This is a genomic window from Sphingomonas sp. Leaf28, from assembly GCF_001421685.1.
GTDB lineage: Bacteria > Pseudomonadota > Alphaproteobacteria > Sphingomonadales > Sphingomonadaceae > Sphingomonas > Sphingomonas aurantiaca.
In genome coordinates this window covers 618,291-633,823 of the sequence record NZ_LMKX01000007.1, presented here as the reverse complement: position 1 = coordinate 633,823, position 15,533 = coordinate 618,291, and the positions used below count along the sequence as shown (strand labels likewise).

Genomic DNA, 15,533 nt, shown 5'->3' with positions numbered 1-15,533 from the left:
AGACGGGGAAGGTCCATAGACCTTCCCCGCATCGTTATTACTCTTCGTTGCCGAGCGTCTTCTTGGCGGCGTCGAGTGCGGCCTTGCCGCTCTTGCGAACCGTCTTGCCCGCCGAGTCCACAGCCTTTTCGACCGTGCTGCCGGCCTTGCGACCGAGACCGATCGACTTTGCCATTGCGCGGCGTGCTTCGGAATAGTTCGCAGCGACCATCGGATAGTCGGCCTTCAGGTTGAAGCGCTCGCGATACTGTTCAGGCGTCAGGCCGTTGGTCGTCAGGTGGCGACGCAACGTCTTGTACTTCTTGCCGTCGAGCATCGAGATGATGTGATCGGGCGACGCGAGCGACTTGCGCGCGGTGACCGCAGGCTCATGGCTCTGCGAAGGCGCAGCGGCGGCTTCGGCATCGCTGCCGTCGGTGAGCTTGATGACGGCGGCATGCATCGACACGAGGAACGCGGGAACATCATCCGCCGACGTGCGCGTGTTCGGATTGGCCAGCCAAGCTGCAGTCAGTTCCGCAGCAAGCTCCACGGGGTTGATTGTATCGGTCACACTCAGTCCTTGTTTCTACTGCCCCCCGGCGGAAGGCGGACTACAACGTGTGCAACAGAATGAAAAGCCACGAAGTTATGAAATATTAGACACTATTCGAAATTGCGCGGGTCAGCGAAATTCTTTCGATCACGCACAATCACGCACTCGATACCCCATCGACGCTGATCAGATCCGGTGCGATTGCGACGCCGATTATACGTACGCGCTTCTGCACATGATCAACCGGCATTCGGCCAAGTTGCAGCGTGTAACGACCGCCTGAATCGCGTTGCAATAGGAATGCTCCACCCTCGCGGATCAGCGTGCCTGTTTCGTCTATCGGTGTGCCTGTGTTCGTCATTCGCGGACAACGCACGAATCCGCATGCGGATCACTATACGATCTGCATGGCGCATAACGGGGTACGGCGATCGCTGCCAACGGATCGGGGCCAACTGTGCCCGTGATCGGCTCGACGGGATCGGGTAAGCCCGGTCCGATGACGCTACCGATCCTCTACAGCTTCCGCCGCTGCCCCTATGCGATGCGTGCGCGCCTGTCGTTGCTCATGCGCGGCGTGGCGGTCGAACTGCGCGAAGTCGTGTTGCGTGCCAAACCCGCGGCGATGCTGGAGGTTTCGCCAAAGGCGACGGTGCCGGTGCTCGTCCTGCCGGACCAGCGGGTGCTCGACGAAAGTCTCGACATCATGCGGTGGGCCACGGCGGAGAGCGGAGCAGCCGACTGGATGTCGCCGGACGACGCGATGCTGGTCGCCGACACTGACGGCGCGTTCAAGCATCACCTTGACCGCTACAAATATGCCGATCGCTATCCCGCGGATGCCGTCGATCACCGGGCCGAGGCAACGCGGTTCCTGCAGAGGCTGGACGATCGCCTCGATACTCGCCTGATGCTGGGTGGGGACCGGCTATCGATGACCGACATCGCGATCCTGCCGTTCGTCCGCCAGTTTGCCGAAACCGATCGCGGCTATTTCGACGCGTTGCCGCTTCCCGCCCTTCAGCGCTGGCTGGCGACGTTCCTCGGATCGCCGCTGTTCGGCCGCGCGATGACCAGGTTCGCGCCGTGGCAGGACGGGGACGCGCCGGTCGTCTTCCCTGCGGATATGTCCGAACGCTGCTGACCTGGCGGAAGAGGTGGGATTCGAACCCACGGATGGGTTACCCCATCGCTGGTTTTCAAGACCAGTTCCTTAAACCACTCGGACACTCTTCCAGGCCAGTCGGTGAGCGCATCTAGGCAATGCACGCGGTGTTCGCAACACTCGCCGGAGCATAGCCTGCGGGTTGCGCGGCGACGCCGCTGACCGCATGGGAGCGCGATGGACCTTGACGCGATCTCGCACCATTTTTTCGGGACGGCCGACATCGATACGCTCGACCCCACCGCGCTGGCGGCGGGGCGGGACCGGCTCTCGCTCGCGTTCGGCACCGAGCGGGAGCCGGGCCGGCGCTTTGCGTTATGGGCGGTGCTTCGGGCGACGGGCGAGGCGCCCGCGCCACACCTCGCGTTCAAGGACCCGCGCGAGCAGCGCGCGGCAGAACTCTATGCGAGTGTCCTGAGACAGTCCGAGACCTCCGAGGACTGAACCGCGGAGCGGCCTGCCGGCGTCAGGCGGCGCGGCGGATCTGCAGCGCCTGGTCGATCCGGCGGATCAGGTCGGCGATCGGGGGCCGCTCAAAGGCGGAGGCGCAGTCGTCGCGGTGCAGCGGTGCGCGCATGCGATTGCCGACGAGCGTGAAGATGTCCTGGTGGCGTGCCATGGGGGCGATCCTTTCGATCGCACCATCATGCCCGCCAACCGTTAACCAAAGGTTGGCGATGCAACGCTGTGCACCGTCAAGGGCTTAGCCCCGCCGTCTGCGGGCGATGTCGAGCGTGCGCAGGGATAAACTTTCGCCGGGGCGCGTTGAGCGGCGATAATCCCCAGCGAAAGACTAGCCATGCATATCGACCTGACAGGCCAGGTGGCGATCGTCACCGGCGCGAGTTCCGGGCTTGGCCGTGCGTCCGCGATCGCGTTTGCGAAGGCGGGCGCGAAGGTCGCGGTGAACTACAACAGCAGCGCGGACAAGGCGCGCGCGGTCGTCGAGGACATCGTGCAGGCCGGCGGCGAGGCCTTTGCGTGCGAAGCGGACACGTCGGACGAGGCGGCGGTGCTGAAGTTGTTCGACGAAACGGTCGCGCGGTTCGGCGGCGTCGACATCGTGTTCGCCAATGCGGGCATGCAGAAGGATGCGCCCTATGCCGAGCTGTCGCTCGAGGACTGGAAGCGGGTCATCGACGTGAATTTGACCGGGCAGTTCCTCGTCTCGCGCGAGGCGGTGCGGCGGTTTCGCACGCAGGGCGATCGCGGCGTCAGCCGCGCGATCGGCAAGATCCTGTTCATGAGTTCGGTACACGAGGTCATCCCCTGGGCCGGGCACGCCAATTACGCCGCGTCGAAGGGTGGCAGCGGGATGCTGATGCGGACGCTGGCGCAGGAGGTTGCGGGCGACCGGATCCGCGTGAACGGCATCGCCCCCGGCGCGATCGCGACCGAGATCAACGCGGATGCCACCGCCGACCAGAACAAGCTGCTCGAACTCATTCCCTATGCCCGGATCGGCGATCCCGACGACGTGGCGCGGGCGGCACTGTTCCTCGCCTCGGATGCAGCGGACTATATCGTCGGATCGACGCTGACGATCGACGGCGGCATGAGCCTGTATCCGGGCTTCCGCGACAATGGATAAGGCGGCCATATCGATCGCGGATCACGGCGCGATCGGCAATCTGGAAACCGTCGCGCTGGTCGATACGGCGGGGACGATCGACTATCTCTGCTGGCCTTGCCTCGATAGCGCATCGGTATTCGCGCGATTGCTCGACACCGAAACGGGCGGGTATTTCGCCGCCGAGCCCGATCTGCCGGGGGCCAACATCGTCCAGATGTATCTGCCCGAAACCAACATCCTGCTCACCCGCTGGATGGCGGACGCGGCGAGCGTCGATCTGATCGACCTCATGCCGGTGGGCAATGACGCGGACGATGCGCCATCGCGGCTGGTCCGGCGACTGACCTGCACGCGGGGATCGGCGACGGTGCGGGTGCGGTGCGCGCCGCGGTTCGACTATGGCGTCGTGGGGCGCAAGGCCTCGGTGGCGACGGACGGCACAGACGTCTCGCGCGGGCGGTTCGATCATGAGAGCGGGCTTGCGCTCGCGCTGCATGGCGCAGGGTCGCTGGTTGCCGACGGGTGCGACCTGACCGCCGAGATCCATCTTGGTGAAGGCGACTCCGTCTCGCTGATCCTGAGCAACCCGGACGACGTCTCGCTCGACACCGATGCGCTCGATGCGATCGTCGAACGCGACATCGCGTATTGGCGGAGCTGGAGCCGCACCTCGCGCTATCGCGGTCGCTGGCGCGAGACGGTCGAGCGGTCGGCGATGGCGCTGAAACTGCTTACCTCGCGCAAGCACGGATCGATCGCCGCCGCAGCGACCTTCGGCCTGCCCGAAGCGCCGGGCGGGGTGCGCAACTGGGACTACCGCGCGACGTGGATCCGCGACTCTTCGTTCACCGTCTATGCGCTGATTCGCTTGGGCTATCAGGAGGAGGCGGTCGGCTTCCTCCACTGGGCGATGGATCGGGCACAGGCGTGTTCGAAGGGGCATCTCGGCGTGATGTACGCACTCGACGGCGGCGAGATCGCCGACGAGCGCAAGCTGGACCTGCGCGGCTTTGGCGGTGCCGCGCCGATCGTCGTCGGCAACGAGGCCAAGGACCAGACACAGCATGACATTTACGGCGCGCTGCTCGACGCGACCTATCTCGGCAGCAAATATGGCGAGGCGATCGCGCATGATTCCTGGGTAGCGATCGGCCGGATCGTCGATCAGGTCTGCGATACCTGGGCGACGCCGGATTCGGGGATCTGGGAAGTCCGCGGGCCGAAGAAGCATTATCTGCACTCGCGGCTGATGAGTTGGGTCGCGATCGATCGCGCGGTGCGGCTTGCGCAGAAGCGCTCGCTCCCGGCGCCGCTGGTGCGCTGGTCGGAAACGCGGACGGCGATCCATGATGATATCTGGGCGCAGTTCTGGGACGACGATCTCGGCCGCTTCGTCCGTGCGATCGGCGACGCGCCCGAGGACAAGGCGGTCGATGGCGCGTTGCTGATGATGCCGCTGGTCCGGTTTATCGGCGCGACCGATCCGAAGTGGCTCGCGACGCTAAAGGCGATCGGCGAAGACCTGTCCGATGACGGGCAGGTCTATCGCTACCGGATCGACGATGGCCTGCCGGGGCAGGAAGGGACGTTCGTCGCCTGCTCATTCTGGTATGTCGAATGCCTCGCGCGGGCAGGGCGGCTCGACGAGGCGCGGCTGAACTTCGAAAAGCTGCTCGCGCACGCCAACCATGTCGGGCTGTTCGCCGAAGAGATCGCGCAGGATGGCAGCTTCCTCGGCAATTTCCCGCAAGGCTTTAGCCATCTCGCGCTGATCAGTGCCGCCTTCTACCTCGACCGCGCGCTCGACAGCGACGGTCCGCGGGAATGGGCATGATTTTCATCACCACCACAAGGACGACAGCATGAACCTCGATATCGCAGGCAAAATCGCGCTCGTGACCGGCGCGGACAGCGGCATGGGCAAGGAAACCGCCCGGATGCTCCTGCAGGAAGGCGTACGGGTCGCAATCTCCGACCAGCCGGGCGGCGACCTGGACTCCAGCGTCGAGGACCTGAAGGCGCATGGCGAGATCATCGCGGTCGAGGCGGACCTCACCAAGCTCGACGACGTCACGGCTCTGTTCGAGAAGGTCCGCGCGAAGCTCGGCGAGCCCGACATCCTGGTCAACTGCGCAGGGGTGACGGGCGCGACGGGCGATTTCCTCGATGTCGACGATGCAGGCTGGCAGTCGACGATCGACATCAACCTGATGGGTGCGGTGCGCGTCTGCCGCGAGGCGATCCCGGCGATGCGCGCGAGCAAATGGGGCCGCATCGTGCTGATGAGCTCGGAGGATGCGGTGCAGCCCTATGTCGACGAACTCGCTTATTGCGCATCGAAGGCGGGCATCTCCAGCCTGTCAAAGGGGCTCTCGAAGGCCTATGGCTGCGACAACGTGCTGGTGAACACGGTATCGCCCGCGTTCATCGCGACGCCGATGACCGACAAGATGATGCAGAAGCGCGCCGACGAGAAGGGCACGAGCTTCGACGAGGCGATCGAGACGTTTCTCGAGGAGGAGCGCCCCGGCATGACGCTGAAGCGCCGTGGCACCGCGGAAGAGGTCGCGTCAGCGATCGTGTTCCTGTGCTCCGAGCGGGCGAGCTTCATCAACGGCGCGGATATCCGGGTCGATTCCGGCTCGGTCATGACCGTCGCGGGCTGAGCTGCCGCTGAAAAATCTGTTCCCCCGCGGAGGCGGGGGGCCAGACTCTCAGACGATGTCGTGTGTAACCTTGGACCCCCGCCTCCGCGGGGGAACAGCTTTAGATGCAGCCCTCACCCCTCGAACAGATCCTTAAATTGCCGCGGCTGCGACCGTAGATACTGGTTCGGCGCCTTGACCTTCCCGCCCAGATGCGCCGCGGCATGCCAAGGCCAGCGCGGATCGTAGAGGATCGTGCGGGCGAGCGCGATCATATCGGCATCGCCCGTACCCACGATGGCCTCGGCCTGCTCATAGTCGGTGATCAGCCCGACCGCGACGACCGGGATCGACACCGCCTGCTTCACGGCCCGTGCGAGCGGTACTTGGTAGCTCGGCCCGACGGGGATCTGCTGCGCGGGCGTCGTGCCGCCGCTCGAGACGTGGATCGCGCTGCAGCCGCGCGCCTCGAGCGCCTTGGCAAACGCCACCGTCTGATCGGAGTCCCAGCCGCCCTCGGCCCAGTCGGTGCCCGACACGCGCATCGTCACCGCGCGCTCGGTCGGGAATGCCGCGCGAACCGCATCGAACACCTCGAGCGGGAACCGCATCCGGTTTTCAAGGCTGCCACCATACTCGTCCTCGCGACGGTTCGACAGCGGCGACAGGAATTCGTGCAGCAGATAGCCGTGCGCGGCGTGCAGCTGGACGGCGTCGATCCCGAGCCGCGCGGCGCGCACCGTCGCGGCCACGAACGCATCGCGGACCCGTGCCAGTCCCTCGCGGCCGAGCGCGACCGGCGCATTCTCCTCGGGGAGGAACGGTACGGTCGAGGGCCCCTCGGACTGCCAGCCATTGGGTTCGCCCGGCGCGATCTGGAGCCCGCCCTTCCACGGCACTTCGCACGATGCCTTCCGGCCCGCGTGCGACAACTGGATCGCGATCGGCATGTCGGACCAGCGCCGGATGCTCTCGATCACGCCCGCCATCGCGGCCTCGGTCGCATCGTCGTACAGCCCGACATCGCCGTACGTGATCCGCCCCTCGGGCAGCACCGCGCTTGCCTCGATCGTCAGCAGCGCGGCACCCGACAGCGCGAGTTGTCCGAGGTGGATCTGGTGCCAGTCGTTCATGCAGCCATTGGTGGCCGAATATTGGCACATCGGCGCGATGACGATACGATTGGCGAGCGTCAGGTTGCCGATCGTCAGCGGCGCGAACAGTTTCGGCCCGCTCATGCGATGGTCGATCCGACGGTGAGAGAAGTGCGCATAGTCGTCCCTTGCTGATAAGAATCGCGCGGCGAAAACTCGCTGCGGAACTGGGAACATAGGAAGCGGCGGACGGGTTTCACGCCAAGCAATGCTGCACCGCGATAAAGCTGCGGTCGGCGCCACGAAAAGGGTCTTCGCCTTGCATCTACTGCCCGACACGCTCGACGCCGGTTCCGCCTATCCGTTGGGCGCTACGTTCGACGGCCTTGGCGTCAATTTCGCGGTCTATTCCGCCAACGCCGAGAAGATCGAGCTCTGCGTCTATGACGAGACCGGCCGCCGTGAGCTGAAACGCTATGCGCTCCCCGAATGGACCGACGAGGTCTGGCACGGCTACCTCCCCGACGCGCAGCCCGGCCTCGTCTATGGCTACCGCGCGCATGGGCGGTACGCACCCGAGGAAGGCCACCGGTTCAACCCGAACAAGCTGCTGCTCGATCCCTATGCCAAGCAGATGATCGGCGAACTCCGCTGGACCGACGCGATGTACGGCTATCAGGTCAAGTCGCCACGCGCGGACCTGAGCTTCGACAAGCGCGACAGCGCGCTGACGATGCCCAAGGGAGTCGTGACCGACAGCCATTTCGACTGGTCGCGCGATGTGCGGCCCAACACGCCGTGGTCCGAGACGGTGATCTACGAGGCGCATACCAAGGGCCTCACCAAGCTGTTCGACGAGGTCCAGCCCTCCGAACGCGGCACCTTCGCGGCGCTCGGCAATCCCAAGGTCATCGATCACCTCAAGCGGCTCGGCGTGACCGCGATCGAGCTGCTGCCGATCCACACCTACATCCAGGATCGCTTCCTGCAGGAGAAGGGGCTGCGAAACTATTGGGGGTACAACACCCTCAATTTCTTCACGCCCGAGCGCTCGTTCTTCGCGACCGACAGCCACAACGAACTGCGCCGTTCGATCCGACGGCTGCATGCGGCCGGGATCGAGGTGATCCTCGACGTGGTCTACAACCACACCTGCGAGGGCTCGGAACAGGGGCCGACGCTTTCGTGGCGCGGGCTCGACAATGCGAGCTATTACCGGCTGGTCAAGGACGATCCGCGCTTCTCGATCAACGACACCGGCACCGGCAACACGCTGAACCTGACCAAGGCGCGCGTCATCCAGATGGTCGCGGATTCGCTGCGCTACTGGGCGACGAGCTTCGGCATCGACGGCTTCCGCTTCGATCTCGGGCTGACGCTGGGGCGGACGGATACGGGCTTCGATCCGGGCGCGGGGTTCTTCGACGTGCTGCGGCAGGATCCGGTGCTCGGCAAGCTGAAGCTGATCACCGAGCCTTGGGACATCGGCCCCGGCGGCTATCAGCTCGGCAACTTCCCCCCCGGCTTCGCGGAATGGAACGACAAATACCGCGATACGGTGCGCAAATTCTGGCGCGGCGATCACGCGCAGCGCGCCGATCTCGCCGCCCGCCTCACCGGGTCGGCCGATCTGTTCGACCGCCGCGCGCGGCGGCCATGGGCGAGCGTCAACCTGCTCGGCGCGCATGACGGCTACACGCTGGCGGATACGGTCGCCTATGAGGAGCGGCACAACGACGCGAATGGCGAGGACAATCGCGACGGCCATTCGAACAACTGCTCGCGCAACTGGGGCGTCGAAGGGCCGACCGAGGATCCGGCGATCCTCGAGACCCGCCAGCGCGTAATGCGCTCGATGCTGACGACGTTGTTCGCCTCGCTCGGCACGCCGATGCTGGTTGCCGGGGACGAGTTCGGGCGGACGCAGAATGGCAACAACAACGCCTATTGTCAGGATAACGAGATCAGCTGGCTCGACTGGGAGAAGGCGAAGTCGCCCGAGGGTGACGCGCTGATCGACTTCACAGCGCGGCTGATTGCGCTGCGTCGCGACTATCCGATGCTCCGCGCTGGGAACTTCCTGTACGGCGAGGATACGCCCGCCGAGGGCCTCAAGGACATCGAATGGTGGGACGAGCGCGGCCAGCAGCTCACCTCCGAGGATTGGGAGAACACCAACGGTCGCGCACTGGTCATGCGTCGGGCATGCGAGCGCGAGTCGGGCGAGGTGCAGGTGATCTCGCTCCTGCTCAACGCCTCGGAAGGCCCGCTGACCTTCCACATGCCGCCGCCCGAGGATGCCGAACGCGTTGTCCTCATCGACAGCAGCAAGCCGGATCAGCCCGCCACGCCGATCAAGGACAGCTATGAGCTTCCCCCGCAGGGTGCGGCGCTGCTGACATGGACGATTGCGGCGGCATGATCGGCTGGGGACCGACGCTCGAGGCCGATGGGACGACCTTCCGCCTCTGGGCACCCGACCGCGATCGGGTGACGCTCGAGATAGCCGGCGGCGATGCGGTCGCCATGACCAGCGGGCCTGACGGGTGGTTCAGCGCAAAGGCGCCGGTCGGCGCAGGCGCGCGCTACCGGTTCCGGCTGGCGGACGACCTTACGGTCCCGGACCCGGCGTCGCGCGCGCAGTCGGGCGGGGTCCATGGCTGGAGCGTCGTCGTCGACCACGCCGCTTATGAATGGCGCACGACGGACTGGCGCGGGCGCGCTTGGGAAGAGATGGTCATCCAGGAGGTCCATGTCGGCGCGCTGGGCGGTTTTTCGGGTGTCGCGGACCGGCTTCCAGAGATCGCCGAGCTTGGCGTGACGGCGATCGAACTCATGCCGGTCAATGCGTTCGGCGGCATGCGCAACTGGGGCTATGACGGCGTTCTGCCTTATGCTCCTGCCGAGAGCTACGGCACGCCCGACGACCTGAGGGCGCTGGTCGATCGCGCCCACGAACTCGGTCTCGCGGTGTTCCTCGACGTCGTCTACAATCACTTCGGGCCCGACGGGAACTACCTCGGCGCCTATGCGAAGGGGTTCTTTCACCCCGAAGTCGATACCCCTTGGGGCGGCGCGGTCGCGGTCGATCAGGCGCCGGTCCACCGCTATTTCGTCGACAATGCGCTGATGTGGTTGAACGACTATAAGTTTGATGGTCTCCGCTTCGATGCGGTCCACGCGATCGAGAATGACGACTTCCTCGACGCGATGGCGGCCGAACTCCGCAAGAAGACCGCGGGCCGCCACGTTCATCTCGTCCTCGAGAACGAAGGCAACGACGCCGATCGCCTCCACCCCGCGGCGTTCGATGCGCAGTGGAACGACGATTTCCACAACGTGCTGCACGTCCTGCTGACCGGCGAGACCAGCGCCTATTATAGCGACTTTGCGGACCGGCCCGCCGAACGCCTCGCGCGCTGCTTGGGCGAGGGCTTTATCTATCAGGGCGAGGGCTCGCCGAACCATGACGGCAAGCCGCGTGGCAAGCCCAGCGCGCACCTGTCGCCAACCGCGTTCGTCGCGTTCCTCCAGAACCATGACCAGATCGGCAACCGCGCGATGGGCGAGCGCCTGACGCTGCTTACCGACCGGCAAAAGCTTCGGGCCGCGACCGCGTTGCTCCTGCTGGGGCCGCAGATCCCGCTGCTGTTCATGGGGGACGAGCAGGGCAGCGAGAGCCCGTTCCTGTTCTTCACCGACTTCCACGACGAGCTCGCCGATGCGGTGCGCGAAGGGCGGCGCAAGGAATTCGCCAAGTTCGCCGCGTTCGCCCATCCCGAAGCGCGCAAGGCCATCCCCGATCCCAACGCGCTCGAGACGTTCGACCAGTCGCGCGCGCATCCCGGCCCGGATGCTGCGACGTGGCAAGCGCTGTACGCCACGCTGCTCAAGATTCGCCACGAGGCGATCATCCCTCGGTTACGTGGCACGACTGCGATCGGTGCGGAAGCGAACGGGGAGGGGGCTGTCGTCGCGCGCTGGCGGATGGAGGACGACGCGGTTCTCACGATCGCGCTGAACCTGGGGGACGAGGCGGTAGCCTTTCCTGTCATCGAGGCTGCGCCGATCTTCGAGGATGGCGACCCCGGCCTGCCCGGCAGCATCGCGGTCTGGTTGGCGCGATGAGCGACCTGCACATGCTCGCGACGGCCGCCGGGCTGCAGCGCGACTGGCAGGACGCTGCCGGGCGTCGCCAGACGGTATCCGACGATGCCTTGCGGACGATCCTCGCTCGCCTCGGCCATGCATCCGGCAGCGACACGCAGATCGCCGACAGCCTCGCTGCGATCGAGCGCAGGACGGCCCATGCGCCCCGGTTCCTGTCCGTCGATTGCGGAGACCCGATTGTGCTTCCCGCGACGGCTTCGAGCAGTTCCGAACTGACACTCGAAGACGGCACGAGGATCTCGCTGCCGGTGGAAAACGGCGCGTTGAAGCCGATCGAGCAGGTCGGGTATCACCGTCTCGCGATCGACGGCACTCAGATCGATCTGCTCGTCGCTCCACGCCGCTGCTTTACGATCGCGGACGCGGTCCCCGGACGCAAATGCTGGGCGCCCGCGGTTCAGATCCCCAGCCTTTGCGGCGACACTCGCAAGGCTTTCGGCGACTTCGGAACGCTGGTCGATGCTGCGCGTGCCTTTGGCGCCCGGGGCGCCGATGCGCTCGCGATCAGCCCCACGCACGCGCTGTTTCCCGCCGATGCCAGCCGCTACAGCCCCTATGCGCCATCGAGCCGCCAGTTTCTCAACGGCCTCTATGGGACGCCGTCCGTCGACGCGGACGCTTTGGCTGACGTCTCCGCTGATCTGATCGATTGGCAGAACGCGATACCTGCGAAGCTCGCACAGCTTCGCAAGACCTACGCAGAAGAGGTTGCCGAGATTGGCGAAAGTCTCGACGCGTTCCGACGAGACGGCGGGGAGGACCTCGAACGCCACGCCGAATTCGACGCCCTCCACGCGCACTTCTTCGCACGGACGGGTGCACGCGGCTGGCAGCAATGGCCGGCCGACTATCATGACCCGGCCAGCGCTGCCGTCCGCCGCTTCGTCGAGGATCATGCCGAGGACGTCGCCTTCTACGCGTTCCTCCAGTGGCGCGCGCGCCGTGATCTGGACGCCGCGCAGGCGGCCGCCAAGGATGCGGGCATGGCGATCGGCCTCATCGCCGACCTTGCCGTCGGGATGGACCCAGGCGGCAGCCACGGCTGGAGCCGGCGCGGCGATCTGCTCACCGGGCTGTCCATCGGCGCGCCGCCGGATCCGTTGGGCCCTGATGGTCAAAGCTGGGGCATTACCGGGTTCGATCCGCAAGCGCTTCGCGATACCGGATTCGCCGCGTTTATCGCGACGATCCGCGCAGCCCTCGCGCATGCCGGCGGCATCCGTATCGACCACGCCTTCGGCCTGCGCCGCCTGTGGGTCGTACCCGAGGGCGCATCGGCCGCGGACGGCGCGTATCTCGACATGCCGTTCGACGACCTGATGCGGATCGTCGCGATGGAGTCGCACCGCGCCAAGGCGATCGTCATCGGCGAGGATCTCGGCACCGTCCCCGATGGGTTCCGCGAGGCGATGGATGCGCGTGCGATGCTCGGCATGCGCGTCTTGTGGTTCGAGCGTGATGCCGATGGCTTCGTCCCTCCCGTGAAATGGTCGCCCGACGCGGTGGCGATGACCGGCACGCATGATCTGGCGACCGTCGCCGGCTGGTGGAGCGGGCGTGATATCGGCTGGACCTGGGCGCTGGGCCGCACGTCCGAGGCGCTCGACGAAGCCGCAGACCGTGCCGCACGCGCCGAGCATCGGGCCGCGCTGTGGGCCGCGTTCGACACGGGCCGCGATCAACCTGCGGAGGACGACACCGACCCGGTCGTCGATGCGGCGATCGCGCATGTCGCGAGCACCCCCTGCGCGCTCGCCATCGTGCCCGTCGAGGATCTCGCCGGACTGGTCGAGCAGCCCAACCTGCCGGGCACGATCGACGAGCATCCCAACTGGCGCCGCCGTCTGCCCGACACGACCGAGGCGCTGCTCGACTGCGCCGACGTCACCGCCCGTATCGACGCCCTCAACGCCACGAGACCCGCATGACCCCCCGCGCGACCTACCGGTTCCAGTTCCACAAGGATTTCACCTTCGCCGATGCCAAGGCGCTGGTGCCGTATCTCGACACGCTCGGGATCAGCCATGCCTATGCCTCGCCGATCACGCGGGCGCGGCGCGGGTCGACGCACGGCTATGACGTTGCCGATCCGACCAGCATCAATCCCGAACTCGGCGGCGAGGATGCGTTCCGGAGCCTGGTCGCGGCGCTCCGTGCGCGCGATATGGGCATCATCATCGATATCGTCCCCAATCATATGGGCGTGGCTGGCGGTGAGAATGAGTGGTGGAACGACGTCCTCGCGCGCGGGGAAGCCAGTCCGTTCGCCCGCTATTTCGACATCGACTGGCGGGAAAAGCTCGTCCTGCCGATCCTCGGCGATCCGCTGGCCGAAACGATCGCGAGCGGCGGGCTGACGGTCGAGCAGGTCGACGGCCGTTACGTCCTCGAAGCCTATGGCGAGCACCGTCTGCCGCTCCGCGATGAGGACCAAGCGACCGCGGCCACCGCGGATATTGCCGCGCTGGCCGACCGGCAGCATTACCGTCTGGCCTCGTGGCGTGTTGCCAATGACGAGCTCAACTGGCGGCGGTTCTTCACGATCAACGACCTTGCCGGCCTGCGGGTCGAGGACCCGGTCGTCTTCGACGCGACGCATGCGCTGTATTTCCGCCTCTACGGCGAGGGCCTGATCGACGGCGTCCGCGTCGACCACGTCGACGGACTTACCGATCCCGCGGGCTATTGCCGCCAGCTCCGCACGCGGCTCGACGCGATTGCACGGCCGGCCGACGCACCGCCCGGCCCGGCGTACATCGTCATCGAGAAGATCCTGGCGGATGGCGAGCCGCTCGCGACGGACTGGCGCGTCGACGGCACCAGCGGCTATGATTTCATGGAGCAGGTCGCGGCGCTACTCCACGCGGGCAGCGGCGCAGAACCGCTCGCTACTCTGTGGGCGGACATAAGCGGACGATCCGCTGCCTTTGCACCCGAGGAACTGCGCGCGCGGCAGGAATTGCTTGCCTGGCAGTTCGATGGCCAGCGCCGCGGGTGCGTCGAGGCGTTCGTGGCCTTGGCGCGTTCGACGCCGGAGTGCGACGGCCTCACGCGCGGCATGCTCGACCGGGCGGTCGAGCGCCTGTTGTGGGTCTTCCCGATCTACCGCACCTATGGGACCGGCGATGCCGCCCCCGCAGCCGACGCTGCAATCCGCGAAACGGTCCGCGAGCGTGTCGCCGAGTTCGTGCCGCCAGGCGAGGACGCGGTCGTCGACCGGATCCTGGCATGGTTGGCAGGCGAGGGCCCCGGGGACGCCGGGCTGGCGGCGGAGGCGGTCCGCAAATTCCAGCAGCTCTCCGCGCCGATCGCCGCCAAGGCTGTGGAGGATACCGCCTTCTACCGATATGGCCGCTTGCTCTCGCGCAACGACGTCGGCTTCGACGCAAGCCGCATGTCGCTGGATATCGAAGACTTTCATGCTGCGCTGATCGATCGCGCACGCGACTGGCCTGCGGCGATGCTCGCCACCGCGACACATGACCACAAACGCGGCGAAGACGTGCGCGCGCGGCTCGCCGTGCTGAGCGAAGTGCCTGATCTGTGGCGCACGCATGTCGAACGATGGCTGGACCTCGCGCTGCCCTTCGCCGACGGGGTGGCGCCGGATGACAGCTATATGCTGCTTCAGACACTGTTCGGCGCCTGGCCGGAGGGCCTCTCCGCGGCGGACGGCGGAAGGCTGTCCGACTATGCGGAGCGGATCGTGGCGTGGCAGGAAAAGGCCTTGCGCGAGGCCAAGTTGCGCTCGTCTTGGGAGTCACCGGACTCGGACTATGAAACGCGCTGCCACGATCTGGCGCGAGCGCTTCTCGATCCCACGCGATCGCAGGCGCTTCTGGAAGACCTGACCGCCCTCGTCGCGAAGTTGGCCCCCGCAGCCGAAGCGAACAGCCTCGCCCAAGTCGCGTTGCGTTACACAGTGCCCGGCGTGCCCGATCTGTATCAGGGGACCGAGGCTACCGACCTGAGCCTGGTCGATCCCGACAACCGCCGCCCGGTGGACTATGCGCGCTTGCAGGCGACCCTGGACGGCGAGCCGCCGGCGAAGATGGCACTTATCCAGCGGCTTCTGACGCTGCGGCGCGATCATCCGGCATTGTTCGCAACGGGCAGATATGAGCCCATTGCCGTCACCGGCCCTCGTGCGGATCAGGTCATCGCGTTTCGACGGGTAGGCGACAGGGCGGTCTTGCGGTGTGTCGTGCCGCTACGGTCTGCCGAGCGTCACCTCGACGGGATCGGCGTGCGCGACTGGTGGGGCGATACGGCACTAGCCTCCGGCGAACGGCTCGCCGATCTGTTCGGCGACCGTTCGGTCTCGATCGAGCTGTTGCCCGCTACCGGCTGA

The 15,533-nt window shown here is 66.3% G+C and carries 13 protein-coding genes and 1 tRNA gene; 9 read left to right on the top strand and 5 right to left on the bottom strand.

The features are described from left to right. Positions 1 to 37: 37 nt before the first annotated feature. Positions 38 to 553: a MucR family transcriptional regulator gene (locus ASE79_RS09390; protein ID WP_082445205.1), complete on the bottom strand. Its 516-nt coding sequence runs from the start codon at positions 551 to 553 to the stop codon at positions 38 to 40. Between the two features lie 139 nt (positions 554 to 692). Further along, a complete protein-coding gene (locus ASE79_RS21675) occupies positions 693 to 896 on the bottom strand; it encodes a DUF5818 domain-containing protein (protein WP_056415133.1) in 204 nt (67 codons plus the stop codon). A 138-nt stretch (positions 897 to 1,034) separates the two neighbouring features. Between ASE79_RS21675 and ASE79_RS09380 the strand changes: the two genes are divergently transcribed. Beyond that, positions 1,035 to 1,679 (top strand): glutathione S-transferase, encoded by a 645-nt coding sequence (locus ASE79_RS09380; protein ID WP_056415807.1) that lies wholly within the window; start codon positions 1,035 to 1,037, stop codon positions 1,677 to 1,679. A 2-nt stretch (positions 1,680 to 1,681) separates the two neighbouring features. Here the strand turns inward: ASE79_RS09380 and ASE79_RS09375 are convergent. Next, positions 1,682 to 1,771, bottom strand: a tRNA-Ser gene (locus ASE79_RS09375). Between the two features lie 106 nt (positions 1,772 to 1,877). Here ASE79_RS09375 and ASE79_RS09370 point away from each other — a divergent pair. After that, positions 1,878 to 2,144 carry a hypothetical protein gene (locus ASE79_RS09370; protein WP_056415130.1) on the top strand — a complete coding sequence of 89 codons (267 nt, stop codon included), beginning with the start codon at positions 1,878 to 1,880 and terminating at the stop codon, positions 2,142 to 2,144. 22 nt (positions 2,145 to 2,166) lie between these two features. Here ASE79_RS09370 and ASE79_RS20955 read toward each other — a convergent pair whose 3' ends face one another. Beyond that, positions 2,167 to 2,319 (bottom strand): hypothetical protein, encoded by a 153-nt coding sequence (locus tag ASE79_RS20955; RefSeq protein ID WP_156359631.1) that lies wholly within the window; start codon positions 2,317 to 2,319, stop codon positions 2,167 to 2,169. A gap of 180 nt (positions 2,320 to 2,499) precedes the next feature. On the opposite strand from ASE79_RS20955, the gene ASE79_RS09365 reads away from it, so the two are divergent. The 3 genes from ASE79_RS09365 to ASE79_RS09355 are packed head-to-tail and all read left to right on the top strand — an operon-like array spanning position 2,500 to position 5,939. Then, a complete protein-coding gene (locus ASE79_RS09365) occupies positions 2,500 to 3,291 on the top strand; it encodes a glucose 1-dehydrogenase (protein WP_056415126.1) in 792 nt (263 codons plus the stop codon). Next, positions 3,284 to 5,107 carry a glycoside hydrolase family 15 protein gene (locus ASE79_RS09360; RefSeq protein WP_056415124.1) on the top strand — a complete coding sequence of 608 codons (1,824 nt, stop codon included), beginning with the start codon at positions 3,284 to 3,286 and terminating at the stop codon, positions 5,105 to 5,107. The genes ASE79_RS09365 and ASE79_RS09360 overlap by 8 nt, the downstream gene beginning before the upstream one ends. Before the next feature lie 28 nt (positions 5,108 to 5,135). Beyond that, the gene (locus ASE79_RS09355) at positions 5,136 to 5,939 is read left to right on the top strand and encodes an SDR family NAD(P)-dependent oxidoreductase (protein ID WP_056415121.1); all 804 of its coding nucleotides are present in this window, start codon (positions 5,136 to 5,138) and stop codon (positions 5,937 to 5,939) included. Positions 5,940 to 6,052: 113 nt separating this feature from the next. On the opposite strand, the gene ASE79_RS09350 is transcribed toward ASE79_RS09355, so the two are convergent. After that, the gene (locus ASE79_RS09350) at positions 6,053 to 7,156 is read right to left on the bottom strand and encodes an NADH:flavin oxidoreductase/NADH oxidase (protein ID WP_056415119.1); all 1,104 of its coding nucleotides are present in this window, start codon (positions 7,154 to 7,156) and stop codon (positions 6,053 to 6,055) included. Positions 7,157 to 7,331: 175 nt separating this feature from the next. On the opposite strand from ASE79_RS09350, the gene glgX reads away from it, so the two are divergent. Genes glgX through treY form a run of 4 tightly spaced genes read left to right on the top strand, consistent with a single transcriptional unit; the run spans position 7,332 to position 15,533 of the window. Continuing rightward, positions 7,332 to 9,434 (top strand): glycogen debranching protein GlgX, encoded by a 2,103-nt coding sequence (gene glgX, locus ASE79_RS09345; RefSeq protein ID WP_235516829.1) that lies wholly within the window; start codon positions 7,332 to 7,334, stop codon positions 9,432 to 9,434. Continuing rightward, the gene (gene treZ / locus ASE79_RS09340) at positions 9,431 to 11,140 is read left to right on the top strand and encodes a malto-oligosyltrehalose trehalohydrolase (protein ID WP_156359630.1); all 1,710 of its coding nucleotides are present in this window, start codon (positions 9,431 to 9,433) and stop codon (positions 11,138 to 11,140) included. The genes glgX and treZ overlap by 4 nt, the downstream gene beginning before the upstream one ends. Beyond that, positions 11,137 to 13,110: a 4-alpha-glucanotransferase gene (malQ, locus tag ASE79_RS09335; RefSeq protein ID WP_056415106.1), complete on the top strand. Its 1,974-nt coding sequence runs from the start codon at positions 11,137 to 11,139 to the stop codon at positions 13,108 to 13,110. Before treZ ends, malQ begins: the two co-directional genes overlap by 4 nt. Beyond that, positions 13,107 to 15,533, top strand: coding sequence for a malto-oligosyltrehalose synthase (gene treY, locus ASE79_RS09330; RefSeq protein ID WP_056415104.1), 2,427 nt, complete (start codon positions 13,107 to 13,109; stop codon positions 15,531 to 15,533). Before malQ ends, treY begins: the two co-directional genes overlap by 4 nt.

Bases quoted from the DNA above. Each gene is read 5' to 3' on its own strand.
- ASE79_RS21675 (WP_056415133.1), bottom strand. From the start codon at position 896: ATGACGAACACAGGCACACCGATAGACGAAACAGGCACGCTGATCCGC.
- ASE79_RS09380 (WP_056415807.1), top strand. From the start codon at position 1,035: ATGACGCTACCGATCCTCTACAGCTTCCGCCGCTGCCCCTATGCGATG.
- ASE79_RS09370 (WP_056415130.1), top strand. From the start codon at position 1,878: ATGGACCTTGACGCGATCTCGCACCATTTTTTCGGGACGGCCGACATC.
- ASE79_RS20955 (WP_156359631.1), bottom strand. From the start codon at position 2,319: ATGGCACGCCACCAGGACATCTTCACGCTCGTCGGCAATCGCATGCGC.
- ASE79_RS09365 (WP_056415126.1), top strand. From the start codon at position 2,500: ATGCATATCGACCTGACAGGCCAGGTGGCGATCGTCACCGGCGCGAGT.
- ASE79_RS09360 (WP_056415124.1), top strand. From the start codon at position 3,284: ATGGATAAGGCGGCCATATCGATCGCGGATCACGGCGCGATCGGCAAT.
- ASE79_RS09355 (WP_056415121.1), top strand. From the start codon at position 5,136: ATGAACCTCGATATCGCAGGCAAAATCGCGCTCGTGACCGGCGCGGAC.
- ASE79_RS09350 (WP_056415119.1), bottom strand. From the start codon at position 7,156: ATGAGCGGGCCGAAACTGTTCGCGCCGCTGACGATCGGCAACCTGACG.
- treZ (WP_156359630.1), top strand. From the start codon at position 9,431: ATGATCGGCTGGGGACCGACGCTCGAGGCCGATGGGACGACCTTCCGC.
- malQ (WP_056415106.1), top strand. From the start codon at position 11,137: ATGAGCGACCTGCACATGCTCGCGACGGCCGCCGGGCTGCAGCGCGAC.
- treY (WP_056415104.1), top strand. From the start codon at position 13,107: ATGACCCCCCGCGCGACCTACCGGTTCCAGTTCCACAAGGATTTCACC.